This is a genomic window from Caloramator sp. CAR-1 (genome assembly GCF_030546345.1).
Classification (GTDB): Bacteria; Bacillota; Clostridia; order Clostridiales; family Caloramatoraceae; genus Caloramator; species Caloramator australicus.
In genome coordinates this window covers 35,854-58,735 of sequence record NZ_JAUONW010000046.1, presented here as the reverse complement: position 1 = coordinate 58,735, position 22,882 = coordinate 35,854, and the positions used below count along the sequence as shown (strand labels likewise).

Below are 22,882 nucleotides of genomic sequence, written 5' to 3'. Positions count from 1 at the left end.
GCGAGATTAAGCAGCAGGCCATTAGGATGGAGCAAGGAAGGATTAAAGATAATGGCAAAGCTAAGGGTATTTAGCAAGAATGGAGGAAATTTAAGGGAAATAAGTGTGTTTAAGGAAGATGAAAAAGCCTTCAAGGTAAGTAAGAAGAAAATAAAAGAAGCGATAAGAAAGATAAATAAATCTTCACGTGAAGTTATGAATAATATAACGATATTGAACATAGGGAAAGTAACGCCAATTTACAGGATATTAAAATCAATAAAATATGAAAATATAATTTAAGTTTTTTAAATTTAACAAACGCCTTGAAACTAGCTAATTTAAGGGGTTGTCTATAAAAATTAACCTACAATATCTTGACACTATCTTTTTAAATAAAAAATTTTGCGAAAATTATAATTATTTGATAAAATATTAGGTGTAATGAAAGGAGGGCAATGTATGATTAGAAATTTTGATGAACTTTTAGATGCAGTTAGAGGCCGTAAGAAAATGAAGCTTTCTGTTGCAGCTGCAAACGATGTTGAAGTTTTACTTGCAGTGGAAAATGCAAGAAGTTTAGGTTTAATTGACGCAGTTTTAGTAGGAGACGCTGAAGATATTAAAAAAATTGCCGATGAAAATAATATAGATTTGTCGAATTACGAAATCGTTGATGTTAAAAACTTAGTTGAAAGCGCAAGGGTTGCCGTATCCTTAGTATCCCAAGGAAAGGCAGACTTTTTAATGAAGGGCCTTATTGGAACTGCAGATCTTTTAAGGGCAGTTCTTGATAAGGAAATAGGCCTTAGGACAAATAACCTATTAAGCCACGTCATGGTATACAGCGTAGAGACTTATCACAAACTAATTCTTCTTACCGATGGCGGCATGGTAACATATCCCGATATAACACAAAAGGTTCAAATAGTTCAAAACGCAGTTAAGGTTGCAAAGGCTCTTGGAATTAGCCCTATCCATGTAGCACCGCTTTGTGCTGTTGAAGTTGTAAATCCTGATATGCAGGCTACAATCGATGCTGCTATCCTTTCAAAGATGAATCAAAGGGGGCAAATTAAAGACTGTATAATCGATGGCCCACTTGCCTTAGATAACGCAATATCAAAGGAAGCAGCACAGCATAAGGGGATAAAAAGTCCGGTTGCAGGAGAGGCAGATATACTTTTAGTTCCAAATATCGAGGCAGGAAATATGCTCGGAAAGAGTTTGACATATTTTGCAAGGGCAAAGTCAGCAGGAATAATAGTTGGTGCAAAGTGCCCAATTGTTTTAGTATCAAGAGCTGATACCCATGAATCAAAGTTATATTCAATAGCACTTGGAAGCTTAATCGCCAATTCATAATCAAGGGGGAGTTAAGATGAAAAAAATAATGACGGGCAACGAAGCCATTGCAAGGGGCGCCTATGAAGCAGGCTGCACCGTTGCTGCGGCATATCCAGGAACGCCCAGCACAGAAATTTTAGAAAACATTGCACAGTATGAAGAAATCTACGCAGAATGGGCACCAAACGAAAAGGTAGCTGTTGAAGTTGCAGCAGGTGCATCAATTGCAGGTGCAAGAGCATTATCTGCAATGAAACATGTTGGACTTAACGTTGCAGCAGACCCTCTTTTTACAATGGCTTATGAAGGGGTTAATGGCGGCTTTGTAATAGTTACAGCAGACGATCCAGGCATGCACAGCTCACAAAACGAACAGGACAACAGACTCTATGCACAGCACGCTAAGGTTGCCATGATCGAACCTTCCGACAGCCAAGAATGTAAAGACTTTATTAAGGCAGCCTTTGAAATTAGCGAACAGTTTGATACGCTTGTTTTATTTAGAATCACAACAAGAATCGCCCATTCAAAATCCATAGTAGAGCTTTCCGAAAGACAGGAAGTTGGAGTTAAGGAATATAAAAAGGATGTCAAAAAATACGTTATGATTCCAGCCCATGCAAGGGTAAAGCATGTTGAGGTTGAAGAAAGATTAAAAAGGCTTCAAGAATATTCAAATACTACTCCATTAAATAGGATTGAGTGGGGAGACACTAAGATTGGAATCATAACAAGCGGTGTATCATACCAATATGCAAAGGAAGTGTTTGGAGATAATGCATCATACCTAAAACTTGGATTTACATTCCCACTTCCAGATAAATTAATAAAAGAATTTGCAAGCAAAGTAGACAAGCTCTATATTATTGAAGAAAACGAGCCATACATTGAAACCTTTGTTAAGGCTTTAGGAATAAACTGCATAGGAAAAGAATTGATTCCAATTTGTGGTGAGCTAAATCCAGATATAATAAGAAGGGCACTTTTAGGTGAAAAGGAAAGGGAAACTTATTCAGTTGATGTAAAAGTGCCAAATAGACCTCCAGTTCTTTGTCCAGGCTGCCCACATAGAGGAATATTCTATGCTATGAGTAAATATAAAGATATTATAGCTACAGGTGATATAGGCTGCTATACATTGGGAATGATGCCACCATTAAACGTTACTGATACGGTTATAGATATGGGGGCAGGAATTTCAGCAGCAATTGGTTTTGAAAAGGCTGCCATGATGGCAAAGAGGAAAAATAAAATATTCGGTATAGTTGGAGATTCAACCTTCTTCCATTCAGGAATTACAGGGCTTATTGATGCAGTTTACAACAACAGCCCGATAGTTGCAGTGATCCTTGACAATAGCATAACTGCCATGACAGGACACCAAGAAAATCCAGGAACAGGAAAGACACTTAAGGGAGATATATCGCCGGTTATAGATATAAAGGGAATAGTTAAGGCATGCGGAGTTAAGGAAGAAAATATAAGGGTTGTTGATCCATATAAACTTGATGAAACAGAAAAGGCTGTAAAGGATGCATATAATGCAACTGAGCCATTTGTAATAATAACAAAACAGCCATGTGCTCTATTAAAGGATGTATTGAAAAAGAGGGCAGGAAGATATGTTAAAGTAAATCAAGATAAATGTAGAAAGTGTAAGTTATGCTTAAAGGTTGGCTGCCCAGCAGTTGCATTCAAGAATGGAAATATAGTAATAGATAAGGATATGTGCAACGGCTGCACAGTATGTCTACAAGTTTGTCCATTTAATGCGATAGAAAAGGTTGGTGAATGGAATGACTAAGAGCTTATTGTTTGTTGGAGTTGGTGGACAAGGGATTATACTTGCATCAAAAATTTTAACAGAGGGGCTTGTAAAGTTTGGATTTGATGTTAAAATGAGCGAAGTTCATGGTATGGCCCAAAGAGGAGGAAGCGTAACAACTCAAGTTAGATTTGGAGAAAAGGTGTATTCACCCTTAATTGGAGAAGGCGAAGCAGATGTTATTGTTGCCTTTGAAAAGGTTGAAGCTGCAAGATGGATAAAATACCTAAAAAAGGGTGGAACTTTAGTTGTTAACGATTATGAAATATATCCACAATCTGTATTAGTTGGACAAGAGGTTTATCCAGACGATGTTATCCAAAAGCTAAAGGAAAATGTAGAAAACGTAGTTGTATTTAACGCAGCTGAAGTTGCTGAAAAACTTGGAAATATAAAGGCACAAAACATCGTTCTACTCGGTGCCCTAATAAAGGCATTAGGAGTTGAAAACCTTGATTGGGAAAGCGTAATAAAAGAAAATCTTCCTGAAAAAATGCATGACATAAATATCAAAGCAATAAAAGAAGGCATGAAATAATATATGGGGACGGTTCTTAATTTTTTAAAATTTAAAAAAATTAAGAACCGTCCCCTATTTTATTCTTCTTGGACAAGTTGTATAATTACTATATAACTGCATAAATTAAAAGTAAATATTAATGAACCGTCCCTGAGGTGATTAAATGTATTTAGAAACTTTTTTAAGGCTTTTACTAGCCCTTATACTCGGTGGAATAGTTGGCTATGAAAGGGAGCATAAAAACAGGCCAGCTGGACTTAGAACTCATATTTTGGTTTGCATTGGGGCTGCTCTTGTCCAAATAATCTCTTTTAACTATATTCGTCAAAAGGGCTTAGCTTCGATTGATCCTTTTCGTCTTGGTGCCCAGGTAATAAGCGGCATAGGCTTTTTAGGTGCAGGAACCATACTTAAAGAGGGGGTAAACGTTAAAGGGCTAACCACTGCAGCAAGCCTTTGGACTGTTGCTTGCATTGGCCTTGCTATAGGTGCAGGGCTTTACTTTGAATCGCTTTTTGCAACCCTTTTTGTATTTTTATCCCTCAGGGGACTAAAGATAGTAGAACAAAAGATTTCAAAGGAGGCAAAATATTTTAACCTACAGCTTGTAACAGAAAATATCCCAGGAGTTATAGGGAATATTGGCAAGGAGCTTGAAAAATTAAGCGTTAACATAATTGGAATTGAAATATCAGGAGGAGAAGATGAAGAAGCGATAATCTTTTTAAACCTTAAAGCTCCTAATTATATTAACGCTAATCAAATAATAGAGATGCTAACAAAAATAAAAAGCGTAAAAGAAATAAAATTAATATAACTAACGAACCGTCCCGGAGGTGCTTATGAGAGTATATACTAATGAACTTGGAAGATACAAAGCTATAGCAGAAAAGTATAAAAAATCCAAAGAGGATGTAAAATTATCACTGCCTATCGAATTTGAAGGAGAATTGTATAGGGTTTTAGAATTCTTTAAATCCTCATTTTTTGAAAAAAGTCCAACAGGCATATTGGTCCTTACAAATGATGGTTTTAAGGTTAGCGATAAAAGGGTCCAAAGGGAAGTTGTAAAGCTTTCCTATTATTTGGATATCCTTTTAGATGATGACAGCATCGAAAGGCTCAAAAAGGCTATAACGCCTGAAAAAGAAATCAAAAAAGAAACGATAAATTACAACGATGCTATTGATGTGTTAACTTTGCTAAATTCTGAAAACATAAAGGGAATCGATACAGTGATTAATGTTCTAAAAAAACTACCAGAAAGCAAAATAGAAAACAACAGGGCCCTTGAGGAATATATAAAAATTACAAAAAAATATGAGGATGTAGATTTTGCTGTTAATTCAGAGATGATAGAGGAGCTTTTAGAATGCTATAGGGACATGCTCCTTGTGAACTTTAGAAGAGTTAAGGAAATAAACAAAGGAAGGGCATATTACGATTCACTAAAGGATTTATCCAGTAAAAACAAAAAGAAAATTTCAAATAAGTTTAATGGAATGTCACAAAGATATACAAGGCTTGAAGTGATTTTGGACAAGCTTAAAAATATATTAATAATTTACGACAGAATACTTGATATGAACGAAGAAAGATACATTGAATTTTTAAAGACTCAAGATAACGTAAATATAAACAATAAATTAAAGCTTATAAGAGAATAAGGCTGCTCGTGCAGCCTTATTCCATATCTACAACCTTTATAAAGTTAACATCTGGATCCTCAGTTCCTTGAACATAAAGATTCGCATCCTTAAGAGCCTGAACATAGTCAACAATCTCTTGAGTTATTATTTCACCTGGACAAACAATTGGAATTCCAGGAGGATAAGCAAGCAAGAACTCCCCTGAAACCTTTCCAATGCTGTCATGAAGTGGTAGCGACCATTTCTTTGCATTAAAGGCTTGCCTTGGGGTTAAAACCTGCTTTGGAATTGCAGGAATATCTAAAACTTCACCCTTAACTTCCCTTGTTCCATAGTATCTATCGCTGATATCCTTAAGAGCATCAATAAACTTATCCATCTTTTCCTTTGTATCTCCAAAGGATCCGACAGCAAGGATATTGTAAAGGTCGCTAAGTTCCATTTGAATATGATATTCATCTGCTAAAATCTGGTCAACTTCATATCCAGTAAGTCCAAGGCCCCTTACAGTAACAGTTATCTTCGTAGGATCAAGGGCATATACACCTGGCTGACCTAATATTTCCTTTCCAAAGCAATAAAGGCCAGGAATTTGGTTTATCTTTTCCCTTGTATACTCAGCAAGTTCAATGGCTCTGTCTAAAAGCTCCTTACCCTTTGTTGCAATCTGCATTCTAGCAACGTCTAAGGATGCCATAAGAGGATAAGATGGACTAGTTGTTTGCAAAAGATTCATAACCTGTTGAACTCTATTTATATCAACCCTTCCAGCTCTAACCTGCAAAAATGAACTTTGAGTCATTGAACCGATTATTTTATGGGTGCTTTGGGCACATATATCTGCACCAGCTTGCATACTTGAAATAGGTAATTTATCATTAAATCCTAAATGGGGTCCATGGGCTTCATCGACAATCAAAATTTTGTCATAAGAATGGACAATCTCAGCAATTCTTTTAATATCAGTAGCAACTCCATAGTAAGTAGGATTGATTATCAAAACAGCTTTGGCATCAGGATTTTCCTTTATTGTCCTTTCAACAGTTTCAGGAGTAACGCCATGGGCGATTCCTATGTTTTTATCGATCTCTGGCTGCATATAAACAGGAACAGCACCGCTAAGGATTATACCAGCTGTAACTGACTTGTGAACATTTCTTGGGATTATAATCTTATCGCCTTCTTTAACAACGCTCATTATCATTGCTTGAATAGCGCCGGATGTTCCATGGATTGAAATAAACGCCATGTCAGAGCCGTATGCATCCGCTGCAAGCTGCATAGCCTTTTTTATAGGACCTGTTGGATGGTGCAGGCTGTCAACAAGCTTAAAAACAGTAACATCGATTGAAAGTATGTTTGAACCAACAAAGTCCTTGAACTTGTTGTCCATTCCGTCTCCCCTTTTGTGCCCGGGAACATGGAAGGGAACAGTATCTCTATTATGGTATTCCATTAAAGCATCAAAAATAGGAGTCTGTGTTTGATCCATCTTATACAATGTGATATGCACCCTCTTTCATAAAAAATTTAAACGAATTATATTATAGTTCAATGTTTTATAGAATGCAATTGTTTTATATTAAGTTTGCGTTAAATTTTAAAATTTATGATAGGGACGGTTCATTATTTATAAAACTAAAGAACCGTCCCCAAGAATAAAACATCAAAAAATGGAAATACTCCTTAAAGGATAAAACTTTAAGGAGGGATAGGATGATTTTACATGCGCATCTTAGGGAACATAATACAAAGGGTGATACCCATAAATTAAGAAGAACAGGTCATGTTCCTGCTAACCTTTACGGAAGGGATATAAACAATATGTTGGTTGAGTTTGGTGAGCTTGAGGTCTGTAGCGTCCTTAGAAAAGTAGGCGAACACGGCATTGTAGATGTTGATGTTGATGGTAAAAACTATAAAGCCATGATAAAGGAAGTCCAAAAGGATCCAGTAAGCCAAAAAGTTCTACATATAGACCTTTACAAAGTAAACGAAAAGGAAAAAGTTCATGCAAGGGTTCCGATAGTTATAAAGGGAGAAGAATACTTAAGAAACATGAACGCTGTTATTCAAAAGGTTCAAGACGAAGTTGAAGTGGAGTGCAGCGTAGATAAAGTTCCTAAATATCTTTCTGTAGATATAACCAATCTTAACAAGGATAAAATCACAGTTGCTGACCTTGAGGTTTCTGAGGAGATTTCCATAATTGCACCGCCTAACATGCTCCTTGCAACCCTTGTAAAAGCAGGCGAGACTGTAAGGGAAGCTGAAGAAGTTGAAAAGGAAATAGTAGTTCATGCTGATGGCAGCATCGAATAGCTGCCTGCTTAAAAAGGGACGGTTCATTAAAATTATCACTTTTTAACCAGCAAAATTTATAAAACTAATGAACCGTCCCTAAACTTGTGATAAAATTTAAAGGGAAACCTTCAAATAGGCGGTGATACTTTGGAAATCAATGCTAAACTTCAAAAACAGATAGATGAAGTAAGATATTTAACGGCAGAAAATGCCTCGCGATATAGGGTTATTATGCGTTTTTTCTACCTTCAATATGAAAGAATGAAGTATTGGCTATACAAGGAGGATGTATTTGAAGAGCTCAAAAAACATAGCCAATTTGAGGATTACACGATGGAGCAGCTAAAGCAGGACCTTGACAACCTTGTTCAATGGAAAAATTTAATTCCTGTTCAAGATACCTCAAAAGTTTCATCGGTTGAAGAGTTTAAAAACAAACAATTTAGATACCAAATTTCTGATTATTCCATTGAAATCGAAAGAATGATTATCAAGCTTGAAACCTTGCATGTTGAGACAGCCTCCCTTGAACCGTCACTACTTGAAAGAATAAAAGAAGCCTTTATAAAAATCCCGCAAATAATAAATTCCGATGAAAAAGTGGCTAACCAGTGGTGGAAGGACTTAAACAGCGACTTTGAGAGGCTTAATAAAAACTACAAAGATTATCTTGGCTCCTTTTATAGTCTAAAGGCTGAGGAGATGATGAAGACAAGCGCCTTTCTACTATACAAGGATAAATTCATAGAATACCTTAGAAACTTCATAAAGGAGCTTCAACAGCACATAATTTCAATTGAAGGCATACTAAAACAAATAAATGAACATACGGAAAATGCTTTGCTTTTAAAGATTTTTTTACATGAAAAGTCAATACCCAAAATAAACAACGAGGCAACAGAAGAGGAAATAAAGGAAAACATCGAATCAAAATGGAGAAACATTAAAAATTGGTTTTTGCCTTCAAATGCCAAAGAAAGTGAAGCCACAAGGCTTCTTGACATCACCAATGAAATAATACGAAAAATAACCCGATATGCGGCACAAATTTCAGAGAGCCGAAACAGTGCAGCAAACCGCAAAGAGGAATACAAAAAACTTGCCCAGCTATTTACAACCTGCAAGGATATTAACGAAGCCCACAAACTTTCGGCCCTTTGCTTTGGCATATTTAACCCTTACCATATAAAAACAAATGCCCCAAGAAGCACCGAAAGTATAAACTCAAGCCCCTATGATGAAATACCAAGCCTTTACATTATAAAGCCTAAGATTAGAAACTACAAAGAAAAGTCCGAAAGAAGCCCAATAAAAAGCAACCTTGAAAAAAAGGAGATTACTCTACAAAATATACTAAAATCAAGACAGCAGGAACAGGAATTAATACAAAACTACATAAAAAACGGGATTATTGACTTTTCAAACCTTCCTAAAATTCCACAAAGTATTAGAATATCCCTTTTAAGGTGGCTATCAAAGGGGCTGAATTCTCCCGATTTTACATCAAAAACTGAGACTGGAATAAAATACAAAATAGTCCCACCAGACCTACCAAACCAAAAATGCACAATAGTTTGCGATGATGGTGAATTTACAATGCCAGCCTTTAAAATAATTTTTAGGGACGGTTCATAAGAAACGTCCCCAAAGGAGAGTTAAGGATGAAGGAACTTGAGTTACTTCTCGATAATTTTTGGATAATAAAAGATGAAGATAAGGAGCTTTTTTATCAAATTAAAGATGCCATTCCTGAATTTAAAAACTTTTTAGCTGAAAAACTTGGATACCATATCATCCAAAATACACAGCTTATTAAACTTGAAAAAATTCCAGGGAAGGCAGAAGCCTGGATGGGAATACAGGAGTTTGATAGTCCTATGGAATATGCTTTTTTATGCCTTCTTTTAATGTTTTTAGAGGACAAGGGCAAAGAGGAGCAGTTTGTTTTATCAAGTATAACAGAGTTTATCGAGGCAAATTATCCAGGTGAAAAGATAGATTGGACCCTATTTAGACATAGAAAAAGCCTTGTTAAAGTGTTGCGTTTTGCAACAAAAATGGGGATGCTTAAGGTGGACGATGGTGATGAATCAAAATTTACAAACGATGCATCAACCGAAGTTCTATACGAAAATACAGGCCTTTCAAGATATTTTACAAGGAGCTTTTCAATGAATATATTAAACTACACTTCATATAAGGACTTTGAAAAGGAAGAGGAATTAGATATAGATAAAGACAAAGGCGTCATAAGGCGCCAAAGAGCCTATAGAAAACTTTTAATGTCGCCTGTCGTCTATAAAGAAGGGGATTTTGATCCTGATTTTGACTACATCAAAAAGCAAAGAAGCTCAATAGAGAACGACCTTGAAAAATATTTAGGCCTAGAGCTTCATGTTCACAAAAATTGTGCAATGGTTGTGCTACCCCAAAACAAAACATATAAAAGCATATTTCCAGATGGGACAACCCTTAATGATATAATACTTCAAATGAATTATATGATAACCAATATGGTTAAAACAGGAAAGCTAAAGCCGGACAACGATGATATAATAACCATTTCAAAGCCTTTTTTTGAAACGATGGTCAAAGAACTAAAGGCCTTAAACTCAGCAGGCTGGAGCAAAGAGTATAGGGAAATGGATTTTGAAAAATTGTATAACGAAATAATACACTTTATGGAGATGCTTAACATGATAAAAGTAAGCGAAAAGGAAATAAAAATTTTACCTCTGTGCGGTAAGGTTGTAGGACGTTATCCCGATGATTTTTATTCAAAGGAAATGGAAAGGGAGGTGGCTTTAGATGAAGCAAAATAGATGGATAATAGAAAGGGCAGGCCTTATAAACTTCTGGTATTACGATGAAGAGGAATTTAATTTTTCTGACGGAAGGCTACTTTTAAGAGGGGCAAACGGCTCTGGAAAATCCGTAACAATGCAAAGCTTTATCCCCCTTTTGCTTGACGGGAACAAGAGCCCCGAAAGGCTTGATCCCTTTGGCTCAAAGGCAAGAAGGATTGAAAACTATCTTTTAGGAGATGAGGGGTCAGAACTCGAAGAAAGGACTTCGTATCTTTATATGGAATTTAAAAAGAAGGAGAGCGGAAATTATATTACAATAGGAATGGGTTTTAAAGCCCAAAGGGGAAAACCCATCCAATCATGGGGCTTTGCCATAACCGATGGAAGAAGGATAGGCCATAATTTTTTCCTTTATAAAGACATCGGAGATAAGGTCCCACTTAGCAAAAAAGAGCTGGAAAATAGAATAGGAGGCGGTGGAAGGGTAGTAGAAGCGCAAAAGGATTACATGAAAATGGTCAACGATCTATTATTCGGCTACGAAGACATCGACGACTACGACGAACTTATAAAACTCTTAGTTCAGCTTCGTTCACCCAAGCTTTCAAAGGAGTTTAGACCTACAGTTATATACGAAATACTTGAAAATTCTCTTCAGCCCCTATCAGACGACGATTTAAGGCCTATGTCGGAGGCCATTGAAAATATGGATAACATAAAAATAAGGCTGGATGAGCTTAAGGAAAGCAAAAAAGCTGCAGAGAAGATAAAGGATGTTTACGATAAATACAACCGCTTTATGCTTCTTGATAAGGCTAAAAATCTAATCAACATATACAATGAATATCAGAAACTTCTAAAAAATAAACAAGAGCTTGAAGGGTCAAAGGAAAACTCAAAAAAAGAATTTGAAACGGCTTCTAAAAATATTGAGGAACTTAAAATAAAACAAGCCTTCTATGAAAACAAAAAAAGGCAGCTTGAGGTCCATGACAGCCTCAAAATTAAAGAAAAAATAAAAGAAGTTGAGGACTTTATAGAAAGCCTTAAAAAACAAAAGCATGAGAAGATTTCCCAAGAAGAAACCAAAAGACAAAGGGAAAGACAGCTACAATTTGAGTTAAACAAATTAAAGGATAATAAGGAAATTCTATTAAAAAAGGTAGAGGATATAATCCTTCAAATGGACGATTTATACCCTGAATTTGACTTTGATGAGCAGGCATTTTTAAAGGATGAGCTAAAAAACAATATAGAAGTAGAATACAATTTTAGCTTTGTTAAGGAAAAATTATCGAAACACATAAAAAACTTAGAGGAGGCAAAAGAAGGAATAGAGGAACTTGAAAGGATAAATAAACTTTATGATGAAGCTCTAAAGGTATTAGAAAGGGCAAAACAGGAAAAAGATTATAAGGAAAAGAAGCTAAATGAAGCAAAGCTTTTATTGGAGGAAATTAAAGAGGAACTTATAGAAAAAATCTACAAATGGCATAAAGAAAACAACGAACTAAGATTATCCGATGAATCATTAATAAAAATTTCACAGGTTATAAATAATTTTAACAAAGACAGCAGCTTTGATGAAGTTATTGTTCTTTTAAGGGAGGAGTTTAATAAAATAGAAACCATTTTAAACAGCCAAATCTTAAAGTTAAAATTCAAAAAAGAAAATTTAGAAGGAAACATTAAAGAGCTTAACGATAAAATCGGCGAGTGGAAAAACAAAAAAGATCCTGAACCTGAAAGAAAAGAGGCGGTTATAAAAAACAGAGAAAGGTTAAAGAAGGAAAACATACCCTTTATCCCATTTTATAAAGCTGTAGATTTTGTCGACGGCCTTTCGGGGGAAGTAAAATCTTTTATAGAATCTGCCCTTTGCGATATGGGAATCCTTGATGCTCTTATAGTTCCAAGACAATACAAAGAAAAGATTTTTGAAATGGACAAATACATGGCAGATAAATATATTTTCCCATCACCGGCATATCTTATGCATGATTTAACTCAATTTTTAAAGGTTGACAAGATCGATGTTGATGGTATTAAAGAGGAGGATATTGTAAACAGCCTTAAAAGCATAATGATAGATGAAGGAAGTGCAACTTACCTTAACGAAAAGGGAGAATATTCTATTGGAATTTTAAAAGGGAAAACTAACATGACTGAAGGTGTTAAATTCATCGGCGCTTCAGCAAGAAAAAGATATAGAGAAATAATAATCAAGGATCTTGAAGAACAAAAAAGCCAACTTGAAAGGGAAATCCAAACAATAAAAGAAGAATTAGAAATGATATATCAAAAATTAGAAACATTAAAAAAAGAGCTAAATTCCTGCCCAAGGCCAGATGACTTAAAAATAGCCATAAACACTGTTACAGCCGCAGAATTTGAACTTGAAAGGGCAATAGAGGATATTTCAATAAAAGAAAAGGAAGAAATCAAAATATTTGAAAGGCTCAAGGAAATCAAGCAAAGGGTATATGAACTTACCAATAAAATAAACCTAAAGGCTGATCTTGATACATTCAAAAGCGCCTTAGAAGCTTCAAGGGAATATAGAGAACTTTTATATGAACTTGAAAATTCCCATAGAAAATTTCTCCAAAACATAGAAAACTTAAAGGCAGCAGAAGAAAATCTAAAACTCATCCAAGAGGACATTGAAATAATAATTTACGATCTTAACAGCATAAAGATAAAACTAAAGGAGCAGGAGCTCCTATTAGACTCCTTAAAGGAACAGCTAAAAATCTCAAATTATGAAGAAATAAAAAACGAAATAGAGGACTGCATTAAAAACCTTAGGGAAATCCCTTCCCTTATAGAAAAAGAAGTTGAAAAAAGAGCAAAGGAAGAGGAAAGATACACTAAAGCTATAAAGGAATTAGAAGAGATTGATAATAAAATAAAAAGAAAAGAGATATTGTTTAACCTTCATCAAGATGCCTTTAAAGAAGAATATGCATTAGGCTTTATAGAAACTCCAAAGGATGAAGATGCAATAAAACTTGCCCAAAGGATTATAAAAGAAATAAAGCAAGAGGATAAACAAAGGGAGGACTATATAAACAGCCTTTACTCCAAATTTAACGAGAACAGCCCCTACCTTAGGGAGTATATTTTAAAGATGGATACTATTTTTGAAAAAAATATCGATACAGAAGATGAAGATATAAAAGAAGCCCTGTCTAAAACAAAGCGCCTTGCAATTAGAGGAAAGGTAAGGGGAAGGGAAGTTGACCTTTATGACCTTTTAGAATTTATAGAAGAAGGGATAAATGAAAACGAAAGCCTTTTAAGGGAAAGCGATAGACAGCTCTTTGAGGATATATTGGTAAACAACATAAGCAAAAAAATAAGGTCTAAGATATATCATGCACAGGAATGGGTTAAAAAGATGAATAAACTAATGGAGTCGATGGATACCTCCAGTGGTCTTTCCTTTAGCTTAAGATGGAGCAGCAAAAAAGCCGAGGGAGAAAATCAGCTTGACACCAACGAGCTTGTTGAACTTTTGAGGCAGGAAGGCAGCATAATGAAAATCGAAGATTTAAATAAACTTTCCCAACATTTTAGAGCAAAAATAAACGATGCAAGAAGGATCCAAGAAGAACTCGGTAAAGCAAAATCCTTCCACAGCATAATAAAGGAAATTTTAGATTATAGGAAATGGTTTGAGTTTAAACTTTATTATAAACGCTCAGGACAAAATCCAAAGGAGCTAACAAACAATGCCTTTTACCAATTTAGCGGTGGAGAAAAGGCTATGGCGATGTATGTCCCATTATTTTCAGCCGTCTATGCAAGATATGAGGGGGCAAGGATGGACTGCCCAAGGATAATATCCCTTGATGAGGCCTTTGCTGGCGTCGATGAAAGAAATATTAGGGATATGTTTAGGCTCTTAACGGAACTTGAACTTGACTTTATTGTAAACTCACAGATACTTTGGGGAGATTATGATACAGTTCCTTCCCTTTCTATATGCGAACTTATAAGACAAGATAATGCAGACTTTGTTACCGTCATAAGATACCATTGGAACGGTAAAGTTAAGGAACTTGTTTGTTAGGGGGATTTTATGGAAAGGATAAAGCAGGAATGCTTAAAATATTTTAAGTCAAATAAAGGCTATAAAAGAATGTTTGAAAAAATAAGGGAAAAATATAGAATGCTTGGCTACTTAGGTGGCTCTATAAAACTTGATAATCTAACCCCTGAAGAGCAGGACGCTCTTTCAGGGTTTTTTAAAAGGGATTTTTACAGTAAAAAAAGCGTGACGATAAAAATAGAAAACTTTTTAAAAGCATTAGAAAACACAAGATTTAGCGGCGTTGATTTTGAAGGGGTTTTAATGGAGTATTTCGGTGAAAAAATAATTTCCAAAAAAGAGGAGCAAAATAGGCTTGAGAAGGAAAAGGAAAAATTCTTTTCAGAGATTTTAAGCTGTTTTAGTGGAACTAAAGCTAAGGAGTGGCTTGAATATGTTCTAGATAACAAGGAAAACGCCTACAAACTAATTATTCAAAAATACGAGAGGGATAAATTAGGTTTAAAAAATTCTTTATTGTTAACAGGTGAGGCGGTAAATAGGTTGAGTTTTGATATAAATAACACCGAAAGGCTTGCGATCTTTTCATCGAATATCAGCAAAAACCCCCATACATTTGATTTTGATAGGGATGAGGGAAAGCTTTTGCTTTATGGGATATCTTATTTTTTAAAGGAAGAATATCCTGAAAATGCTCAAAAAAGAGCAGAACTTTTGTATAGAGCAGGAATAATAGACGATGAGGTGTCAAACTATACGATAGTAAGCGGGCTTTTAGCCTATAAGGATGGGAAGCTCCACGAAGGATGGAAAGGATTTTATAAAAACTCTGAGCCTATGCAGCTTTCATTATATAATCTATCTAAAGTTGACAAAATCATCGCACCGAATAGAATAGTATATATCTTCGAAAATCCAACTGTGTTTAGTGAAATTTTAGAAAGGGCAAGGAATAAAAAGCCAGCTTTAATTTGCACCTATGGGCAAATAAAACTTGCCAGCATAGTTCTTCTAGATAAATTAATCGAAAACGTTGATAAAATATACTACTCTGGCGACTTTGATCCGGAGGGACTACTCATAGCCGACAAGTTAATACAAAGATATGGCGACAAAATAGCCCTTTGGCATTACGGAGTTGACGACTATAAATCTATTATTTCAAACAAAAAGATTAGCCCTCAAAGGCTCAAAAAACTTAAAAACTTAAAGACAAAAGAACTTATTATCCTTGCAGAGGAAATCCAAAAAACAGGCCTTGCCGCCTACCAAGAACTTTTAATCGATAAATATTTAGGGACGGTTCATTAATATTATCAATTTTTAACGCTGGAAACTAATAAAACTAATGAACCGTCCCTAAGGAGGTGCAGTATGAACTATAAAGAATACTTCAAAAAAGAAGCACAAAACTTAATATTCATAGAGCTCGAAAGGCCACTAACAATATCCCTAAACAAACCAACCATAACATTACCCAAAGGCGACTATCCCATAGACTCAAAATCCCTCATAAACATTGCTCAAAAGCAAAACAACCTTACCGCCCAAAACATAATCGACGGCATGATAATGATCCTTGGCTGTGACCCTGACTTTCCCCATGCCGAATTTTACCTTGCAACCCTCAAAAAAATCCCAAACATCGAAAGCTACATAATACATCAAATAGAAGAAAATAAAAACAATAACCTTAAAAGGGCCATAATCTACATAAATGCCCTTATAAAACTCAACCCCAAAAAAGAATTCCAAATGAACCGCATATATCTTCTTATGGACTACTACCAAAAAACTAACCTAAACCTTCTTCAAGATGAGATACTCGAAAGCTTAAAAAATCTTGCAGACCAATACACAGACTTTGCTGCACCTAACTTTTACCTTGGCGTATACTATCTTGACAAAGACTACGACATGGCAAAGCATTATCTAAGACGCTCTCTAAATGACCAAAGATTTTCTAAAAAAGCACAAGAATATCTAGCAAAAATAGAAACTATAGAAAATTACGATAAAGCCGTAGACCTTCTTAAAGACGGCTACCCTATGGAAGCCCTAAAACTTCTCATCCCCCACATAGAACAAAATCCAAACAATTTAGATGCCAAATACTATGCAGCGGTTGCCTACAGAAACCTTCAAAATTACCACAAGGCCTTTTTTTACCTCCAAGACCTTCTGCAAACCCTTGAAACGCCGGAAGTTCTGAACGAAATAGGCTTAAACCTTGCGTTTTTAGGCTACTTTAAAGAGGCCATAGAATATTTCCAAAAAGCCTTAAAATATAGACCCTCTGATTCAAGTATTTTATCCAACATCGGAGTTTGCTACCTTAACATTAATGACAACGAAAACGCAAAAAAATTTTTAAACTTAGCCCTTCAAAAAAATCCTGACGATGAAGTGGCAAAACAGTGGCTAAAAATGCTTAATTAAAATTTTTATAAGAAAATTTTTATAAGATAATCATGCTATTTGCAAATGACAAAATAATAATGCCCCCTTCCTAATAAAATTTTTTAAAAAATTTTTTATAAACGACATATTTCGATGGAATTTTTTAAATATTGTATTTACAATTATAAAGTGTCGGAAAAAAGTAAGGAGGAATTACTATGGAACAAGAAATGACACTAGATCTTCGGGAATTATTTGATATTTTACAAAAAAGGTGGAGGTTAATAATTAATATAACTGCAACTTTTGTTGTGATTAGTATTATATTGAGCTTTTTTGTTCTAACTCCTGTTTATGAGGCTAAAGTAACAGTTATAGTTGGTAAGGAAGAACAAAATACCGAAAAAAGAATAGACTATAACGACATTATGATGTATCAAAAGCTGGTTAAAACTTATGCTGGAATTGCAAAATCAAGAACTGTAGTTGAAAGGACAATAAAATCATTAAATATGGATATAGAGTATGAAAAATTTTTAGACAAGCTTAGTGTAACTCCTCAACCAGATACTCAAATAATGGATATAAAATTTCAAAGTAAAGACCCAAAGGAAGCGATGCTTACAGCAAATAAATTAACAGACGTATTTTTAGATGAGTCAAAAAGAATATATCCAACTAATACTATACAAGTTATGGACTATGCTGTTATGCCTGAAAAGCCTGTAAAACCAAAGAAACTATTAAATATTGCAATAGCATTTGTCCTTGGTATAATGGTATCCTTCGGAACAATATTTATATTGGAATATATGGATAATACTATAAAAACAGAAAATGACGTCGAAAAGATACTTGAACTTCCTGTGATAGGAATCATACCAAAACAGATTGAAGAAAAATAGGATGTGATATAAATGTTAGATATACATTCCCACATAATACCTGAAATCGATGATGGTGCAGATTCTTTTGAAATATTTTTTGAAATGGCTAAAATAGCACAGGAAGATGGAGTAGAAACAATTGTAGCAACTCCACATTTTATAGCAGGAAGATATGAAACTGATTACGAAACCGTAAAAAAGCACGTTAACGACTTAAATTTATATCTTAAAAATCAAAACATACAAATTAACATCCTAGCAGGACAAGAAATTTTAATTTCAAAGGACCTATTGTCATACTTACATCAAGGCTTAATCTCACCTATAAACGACACAAACTATATGCTTGTTGAACTTCCATTTGACGAAATACCAAAATATACTTTTGACATATTGTATGAGTTAAAAATAAAAAACATAACTCCAATAGTAGCTCATCCGGAAAGATATTTAGAGATTATAAAACAACCTGAAAAAATCAACGACTTTATAGATGAAGGTTGCCTATTTCAAATAAACTCATCTAGCCTCTTGGGTTATTTTGGCAAAGATGTTAAAAATACGGCGACTTTATTTTTAAAACACAATATAGTTGACTTTATAGGATCTGACTGCCACGATTCAATTAGGAGAAAGCCTAAGGTAAACGAGGCCCTCAACATTATAAAAAACACAAAAAGGGACGTTTATGAAAAAATACTTTTGAATTCAAAGAGTTTCTTACAGAACGAATCGATAACGACAAGTGCAGAAAAAATAAAGCCTAAAAAAAGTTTTTTTAGTTTCTTTTTAAGGGGGTGATCCTGTGAAGGTAAGAAAGGCCATAATACCAGCCGCGGGGCTTGGGACAAGGTTTTTGCCGGCGACAAAAGCTCAACCTAAAGAAATGCTTCCAATAGTTGATACACCAACTATTCAATATATTGTAGAAGAGGCTGTAAAATCCGGAATCGAAGAAATACTTATTATAACTGGACGCAACAAAAGAGCAATAGAAGACCATTTTGATAGATCAGTTGAACTAGAACTAGAACTAAAATCGAAAAACAAAAATGAATTACTCAATATGTTAGATAACATAACTAATATGGCTCAAATTCACTACATAAGGCAAAAGGAACCGAAGGGCCTTGGACATGCTATCCTATGCGCAAAATCATTTGTAGGGAATGAGCCCTTCGCCGTCCTTTTAGGAGATGATATTGTTGACAGCCAAGTTCCTTGTCTTAAACAACTGATTGATGCCTATAATATGTATAAAACTACCATATTAGGTGTTCAAGAGGTTTCATATGATGATGTTGACAAATACGGAATTGTAAGTGGAGTTAAAATTGAAGATAGGCTCTATAAAGTTTCAGATTTAGTTGAAAAACCAAAGAAGGAAGAAGCTCCAAGCAATATAGCAATCCTTGGAAGATATATTATAACTCCAGAAATATTCAAGATACTTGAAAAAACAAAGCCGGGTAAAAACGGTGAAATACAGTTAACCGATGCACTTAAGGAGCTTTTAAACAAAGAAGCAATGTATGCCTATAACTTTGAAGGAAAACGTTACGATGTAGGGGACAAGCTTGGATTTTTGCAAGCCACAATAGAATTTGCATTAAAGAGGGAAGACATTAGAGATGAATTTATAACCTACTTAAAAGAAATAGCTCTAGACTTAGATGACAAAAGGAGTTGTGTTTAATGGAATTAATAACAATAAAAGACCCTAAATCACCGATTTCAGAAGCATACAGAACATTAAGAACAAACATACAATTTTCCCTACCTGATACTAAGGTTAAAACTATTTTAGTTACAAGCAGTGGCCCTGGTGAAGGAAAATCAACTACATCTTCTAACATTGCAGTGACCTTTGCACAAAATGGCCATAAAACTATAATCATTGATTGTGATTTAAGAAAAAGCACGATACATAAAAAGTTTGGTGTATCTAATACGATTGGGCTTACAAATATTCTAATAGGGGAAGTAAATTTTAACGAAGAAAGCTTTAAATCACAAGTTGCAAATCTTTATATTCTTCCATCAGGGACAAGACCACCTAACCCAGCAGAACTTTTATCATCCAAAAAGATGGAAAAATTTATGGAAGAATTAAAAGAAAAATTTGAAGTAATAATAATAGACACGCCACCGGTTTTGATGGTTACAGACGCACAAATACTTTCAAATTATGCAGATGGAGTTATCCTTGTAGTCGCATCAGGCGAAGCAGACAAACATGCAGCCCAAAGGGCTAAAGAGCTTCTTGAAAAGGTAAATGCAAAAATACTTGGCGTTGTCTTAAACAAACTCGACACAACGAAAAAGGGATACTATGGATATTACAACTATTATTATTACGGCAGCGACGGACAAAAACAGAATAAGAAAAGAAAGATAAATTTTTTTAGTAGGTGATTTTAATGAAGGTTTTGGTTACAGGTGGGGCGGGGTTTATTGGTTCTCACATCGTGGACAAGTTAATTGAAAAAGGATATGAAACTATAATTGTTGATAACCTTTCTACAGGAAAAGAAGAAAATATTAATAAAAAAGCAAAATTTTATTTATGTGATATAACCGATAAAAATACATTAAACGAAATATTTAAAACTGAAAAACCTGAATTTGTAATACACCATGCGGCACAAATAGATGTTCAAAAATCAATAAAAATACCTGCATTTGATGCATTTGTAAACATAATTGGAACGGTAAATATACTAGAGTGCTGCAGAGATTATAATGTAAAAAAAATAGTATATGCATCTTCAGCAGCAGTTTATGGGAATCCAACAACATTACCAATTGAAATAGAACACAAGACGAATCCCATATCCTTTTACGGTATATCTAAATACACGCCAGAATTTTATATAAAAACCTTTTCAGATTTATTTGGTTTTAAATATACAATACTTCGCTATTCAAACGTATACGGCATACGTCAAGACCCAAAGGGCGAGGGCGGGGTAATTTCTATTTTCATCGATCGCCTAATAAAAAGTCAACCTCTAATAGTTTACGGCGATGGTGAGCAAACAAGAGATTTTATCTATGTTGAAGATGTAGCAGAGGCCAACATAAAAGCCCTTACAAATGGCGACAACAAAACATTAAATGTTTCAACAAATACAAGCATTTCATTAAACAAACTTATTGAAACCATGTTTAAAGTAGCAAAAAAGCAAGTTGAAGTAATCTATAAGGAAGAAAGAAAGGGAGATATAAAGCATAGTAAACTATCAAATGTATTGACTAAAAAGATATTAAATTGGAATTATAACCATTCTATTGAAGAGGGGATTTATAAAACATATTATCATTATTCCAATTTAGGGATGTGAAAAAATAAATATTTAAAAGCAATTGAAAATTAAATAACATATAAGAAAAACTAACACCAATTTGATTTATGAAATGAAAAAGATTGTTTTAACATTCTTAAAAAGTTTTATATGGGGGAGGTTGCCTGTGGAAAATATTAATATTGAAAAGTATTTTGAAGAATGTGCAGCTACGTCAAGTATAGATATAAAAAGGATAGTGTCAAGATATTGTAGGTTAATTTTTATAGACAACCCCCTAAAATGTTTAAAATCAAGACTTTCGTAAACTTTTAAACTTTAAATTATATTTTCATATTTAATTGATTTTAATATCTTATACATTGGCGTTACTTTTCCAATATTTAATATTGTTATATTATTTATTCCTTCTCGTGAAGAATTATTTATTCTTTTAATTGTTTCTTTTATCTTCTTTTTATTTAATCTAAATGTTTCAATATCTTCCTTGTATATACTTATTTCCCTTAAATTACCTCCATTCCTGCTAAATACCCTTAGCTTTGCCATTATCTTTAATCCCTCTTTACTCCATCCTAATGGCCTACTGCTTAATCTCACTGATAATACATGGCTTATATGCCCTTCTGCACTGCATCCTATTACATCCTCGTCCCCTTTATATATTACTATCCCTTCCCAGTTATTTAATATATATTTCCTTGCTTCTTTTGCTCTCTCCTTTTCTGTCTTAGTTTCTGCTATATTTATTAACTCCTTAAATATCTCCCTTAAAACCTTCTTATCCCCTTCATTTATCGCTCCCCATATCTTTTGCCTATATTCTTCTCGCTTTGCTGTCCCTCTTATTATGTATTTGTTCAAATGATATCTATCTAATACAAATTTCGCTTTCGGAATCCATTCCATTCCTTCCTTTATCCATCTTGCTCCATCTCCTGCTATGTATATCTTTTCTATGCTCTCTATTTCATAATTGTCATACACATAATTCGCTACATCTATCCATATTTCTTCAGCTTCTACACCAACGTATGCTTTGTAATATACATTCTTTAATTCGTTTCTCCCATTTTTGCTTTGCCTTCCTTCATGTATATATACAAGCCTTGGCATCTCCTTCTTCCCATCCTGCAATGCCACATGATCCTCATCTGCTTCTATGTATAGCACCCTTACTTTCCTCTTTTCTTTTACTTCCCTTTTTACTTCTACTTCTCCTACCTGTCTTATTGCATTAAATACTGTCTGTCTACTTAGTTTCTCCGGACATGTTATTTTACTACTCTCCTCATAGGACATATTAATTGCGTTCTCTACAAGCTTTATCTTTACTTCTTTATCTACCTTCTCATGTTTGCTTATCCCTATAATTTCATCAAGTAAATATCTATATTCCCCATTCTTCTTAGATTTGTAATACGTTCTTGCATATTCTATTTCGCCTAGCATTGTTACAATCTTTTTCTTGTCTTTCCTTTCTACTACCCATCCCTTTTTCCTTTTTTCATCTTCTTTAATCGTTTTATCTAATTCTTCTAAAAAGTCCTTTATTATGTTTGCTCCTAATTCATCAGTCATTTTTTTAACTACATCAACAAGTTTTGTTAAATCCCATTCTTTTGATATAGTTTCCTCAACATTTTTTATTAATTTAGTAGTGAAATTTATTAAATGTTGTTGTATAATATTATTCAAAAGAGACACCCCCTTATTGGTTTGTGTGTTTTTTTCACTTTTATTTTATCACAGGGGTTGTCTCTTTTAAATTTTTGTCTTTTTTCGTCCTACAATAATTTTACACT

At 34.3% G+C, this 22,882-nt stretch carries 20 protein-coding genes; 18 read left to right on the top strand and 2 right to left on the bottom strand.

Features of this window, described 5'->3' with window-relative positions; all coding sequences use genetic code 11:
• The 6 genes from Q3V94_RS12935 to Q3V94_RS12910 form a co-directional block, all read left to right on the top strand.
• Positions 1-282, top strand: a 282-nt coding sequence (locus Q3V94_RS12935) for a UPF0236 family transposase-like protein (RefSeq protein WP_303528333.1), incomplete at its 5' end; no start/stop codon positions are given.
• Positions 283-441: 159 nt separating this feature from the next.
• On the top strand, positions 442-1,344 hold the full coding sequence (locus Q3V94_RS12930) for a phosphate butyryltransferase (RefSeq protein ID WP_008907624.1): 903 nt from the start codon (positions 442-444) through the stop codon (positions 1,342-1,344).
• 16 nt (positions 1,345-1,360) lie between these two features.
• Positions 1,361-3,130, top strand: coding sequence for an indolepyruvate ferredoxin oxidoreductase subunit alpha (gene iorA, locus Q3V94_RS12925; protein ID WP_303528330.1), 1,770 nt, complete (start codon positions 1,361-1,363; stop codon positions 3,128-3,130).
• Positions 3,123-3,689: an indolepyruvate oxidoreductase subunit beta gene (locus tag Q3V94_RS12920; RefSeq protein ID WP_303528328.1), complete on the top strand. Its 567-nt coding sequence runs from the start codon at positions 3,123-3,125 to the stop codon at positions 3,687-3,689. Before iorA ends, Q3V94_RS12920 begins: the two co-directional genes overlap by 8 nt.
• Positions 3,690-3,834: 145 nt before the next feature.
• A complete protein-coding gene (locus tag Q3V94_RS12915; RefSeq protein ID WP_303528326.1) occupies positions 3,835-4,488 on the top strand; it encodes an MgtC/SapB family protein in 654 nt (217 codons plus the stop codon).
• A gap of 25 nt (positions 4,489-4,513) precedes the next feature.
• The gene (locus Q3V94_RS12910) at positions 4,514-5,338 is read left to right on the top strand and encodes a hypothetical protein (RefSeq protein WP_303528323.1); all 825 of its coding nucleotides are present in this window, start codon (positions 4,514-4,516) and stop codon (positions 5,336-5,338) included.
• 16 nt (positions 5,339-5,354) lie between these two features.
• Here Q3V94_RS12910 and Q3V94_RS12905 read toward each other — a convergent pair whose 3' ends face one another.
• Positions 5,355-6,821 carry an aminotransferase class I/II-fold pyridoxal phosphate-dependent enzyme gene (locus Q3V94_RS12905; protein WP_303528320.1) on the bottom strand — a complete coding sequence of 489 codons (1,467 nt, stop codon included), beginning with the start codon at positions 6,819-6,821 and terminating at the stop codon, positions 5,355-5,357.
• A 215-nt stretch (positions 6,822-7,036) separates the two neighbouring features.
• Between Q3V94_RS12905 and Q3V94_RS12900 the strand changes: the two genes are divergently transcribed.
• From Q3V94_RS12900 to Q3V94_RS12845, 12 genes are all read left to right on the top strand, one after another.
• On the top strand, positions 7,037-7,642 hold the full coding sequence (locus tag Q3V94_RS12900; protein WP_008907618.1) for a 50S ribosomal protein L25: 606 nt from the start codon (positions 7,037-7,039) through the stop codon (positions 7,640-7,642).
• A gap of 129 nt (positions 7,643-7,771) precedes the next feature.
• Positions 7,772-9,259: a TIGR02677 family protein gene (locus tag Q3V94_RS12895; protein WP_008907617.1), complete on the top strand. Its 1,488-nt coding sequence runs from the start codon at positions 7,772-7,774 to the stop codon at positions 9,257-9,259.
• Between the two features lie 26 nt (positions 9,260-9,285).
• Positions 9,286-10,446: a TIGR02678 family protein gene (locus Q3V94_RS12890; protein WP_008907616.1), complete on the top strand. Its 1,161-nt coding sequence runs from the start codon at positions 9,286-9,288 to the stop codon at positions 10,444-10,446.
• Positions 10,433-14,506, top strand: a complete 4,074-nt coding sequence (locus Q3V94_RS12885; protein WP_303528311.1) for a TIGR02680 family protein — start codon at positions 10,433-10,435, stop codon at positions 14,504-14,506. Before Q3V94_RS12890 ends, Q3V94_RS12885 begins: the two co-directional genes overlap by 14 nt.
• Positions 14,507-14,515: 9 nt before the next feature.
• Positions 14,516-15,796 carry a TIGR02679 family protein gene (locus tag Q3V94_RS12880; protein ID WP_303528308.1) on the top strand — a complete coding sequence of 427 codons (1,281 nt, stop codon included), beginning with the start codon at positions 14,516-14,518 and terminating at the stop codon, positions 15,794-15,796.
• Positions 15,797-15,859: 63 nt separating this feature from the next.
• On the top strand, positions 15,860-16,924 hold the full coding sequence (locus Q3V94_RS12875; RefSeq protein ID WP_303528307.1) for a lipopolysaccharide assembly protein LapB: 1,065 nt from the start codon (positions 15,860-15,862) through the stop codon (positions 16,922-16,924).
• A 179-nt stretch (positions 16,925-17,103) separates the two neighbouring features.
• Complete coding sequence (locus tag Q3V94_RS12870; RefSeq protein ID WP_303528305.1) at positions 17,104-17,790, top strand: YveK family protein; 687 nt, start codon at positions 17,104-17,106, stop codon at positions 17,788-17,790.
• Between the two features lie 12 nt (positions 17,791-17,802).
• Positions 17,803-18,573 carry a tyrosine-protein phosphatase gene (locus Q3V94_RS12865; protein ID WP_303528303.1) on the top strand — a complete coding sequence of 257 codons (771 nt, stop codon included), beginning with the start codon at positions 17,803-17,805 and terminating at the stop codon, positions 18,571-18,573.
• Positions 18,574-18,577: 4 nt separating this feature from the next.
• On the top strand, positions 18,578-19,468 hold the full coding sequence (gene galU / locus Q3V94_RS12860) for a UTP--glucose-1-phosphate uridylyltransferase GalU (protein WP_303528300.1): 891 nt from the start codon (positions 18,578-18,580) through the stop codon (positions 19,466-19,468).
• Positions 19,468-20,187 carry a CpsD/CapB family tyrosine-protein kinase gene (locus Q3V94_RS12855; RefSeq protein WP_303528298.1) on the top strand — a complete coding sequence of 240 codons (720 nt, stop codon included), beginning with the start codon at positions 19,468-19,470 and terminating at the stop codon, positions 20,185-20,187. Before galU ends, Q3V94_RS12855 begins: the two co-directional genes overlap by 1 nt.
• A gap of 5 nt (positions 20,188-20,192) precedes the next feature.
• A complete protein-coding gene (locus Q3V94_RS12850; RefSeq protein ID WP_303528297.1) occupies positions 20,193-21,116 on the top strand; it encodes an NAD-dependent epimerase/dehydratase family protein in 924 nt (307 codons plus the stop codon).
• Positions 21,117-21,243: 127 nt separating this feature from the next.
• Entirely contained in the window at positions 21,244-21,384 is a 141-nt protein-coding gene (locus Q3V94_RS12845) for a hypothetical protein (protein ID WP_303528295.1), read from the top strand.
• Positions 21,385-21,395: 11 nt separating this feature from the next.
• Here Q3V94_RS12845 and Q3V94_RS12840 read toward each other — a convergent pair whose 3' ends face one another.
• Positions 21,396-22,784 carry an ISLre2 family transposase gene (locus Q3V94_RS12840; protein WP_303528294.1) on the bottom strand — a complete coding sequence of 463 codons (1,389 nt, stop codon included), beginning with the start codon at positions 22,782-22,784 and terminating at the stop codon, positions 21,396-21,398.
• Positions 22,785-22,882: the final 98 nt, after the last annotated feature.

What these genes read in the sequence shown, in the direction of transcription:
- Q3V94_RS12930 (WP_008907624.1), top strand. Translation starts at nt 442, where the DNA reads ATGATTAGAAATTTTGATGAACTTTTAGATGCAGTTAGAGGCCGTAAG.
- iorA (WP_303528330.1), top strand. Translation starts at nt 1,361, where the DNA reads ATGAAAAAAATAATGACGGGCAACGAAGCCATTGCAAGGGGCGCCTAT.
- Q3V94_RS12920 (WP_303528328.1), top strand. Translation starts at nt 3,123, where the DNA reads ATGACTAAGAGCTTATTGTTTGTTGGAGTTGGTGGACAAGGGATTATA.
- Q3V94_RS12915 (WP_303528326.1), top strand. Translation starts at nt 3,835, where the DNA reads ATGTATTTAGAAACTTTTTTAAGGCTTTTACTAGCCCTTATACTCGGT.
- Q3V94_RS12910 (WP_303528323.1), top strand. Translation starts at nt 4,514, where the DNA reads ATGAGAGTATATACTAATGAACTTGGAAGATACAAAGCTATAGCAGAA.
- Q3V94_RS12900 (WP_008907618.1), top strand. Translation starts at nt 7,037, where the DNA reads ATGATTTTACATGCGCATCTTAGGGAACATAATACAAAGGGTGATACC.
- Q3V94_RS12890 (WP_008907616.1), top strand. Translation starts at nt 9,286, where the DNA reads ATGAAGGAACTTGAGTTACTTCTCGATAATTTTTGGATAATAAAAGAT.
- Q3V94_RS12885 (WP_303528311.1), top strand. Translation starts at nt 10,433, where the DNA reads ATGAAGCAAAATAGATGGATAATAGAAAGGGCAGGCCTTATAAACTTC.
- Q3V94_RS12880 (WP_303528308.1), top strand. Translation starts at nt 14,516, where the DNA reads ATGGAAAGGATAAAGCAGGAATGCTTAAAATATTTTAAGTCAAATAAA.
- Q3V94_RS12875 (WP_303528307.1), top strand. Translation starts at nt 15,860, where the DNA reads ATGAACTATAAAGAATACTTCAAAAAAGAAGCACAAAACTTAATATTC.
- Q3V94_RS12870 (WP_303528305.1), top strand. Translation starts at nt 17,104, where the DNA reads ATGGAACAAGAAATGACACTAGATCTTCGGGAATTATTTGATATTTTA.
- Q3V94_RS12865 (WP_303528303.1), top strand. Translation starts at nt 17,803, where the DNA reads ATGTTAGATATACATTCCCACATAATACCTGAAATCGATGATGGTGCA.
- Q3V94_RS12855 (WP_303528298.1), top strand. Translation starts at nt 19,468, where the DNA reads ATGGAATTAATAACAATAAAAGACCCTAAATCACCGATTTCAGAAGCA.
- Q3V94_RS12850 (WP_303528297.1), top strand. Translation starts at nt 20,193, where the DNA reads ATGAAGGTTTTGGTTACAGGTGGGGCGGGGTTTATTGGTTCTCACATC.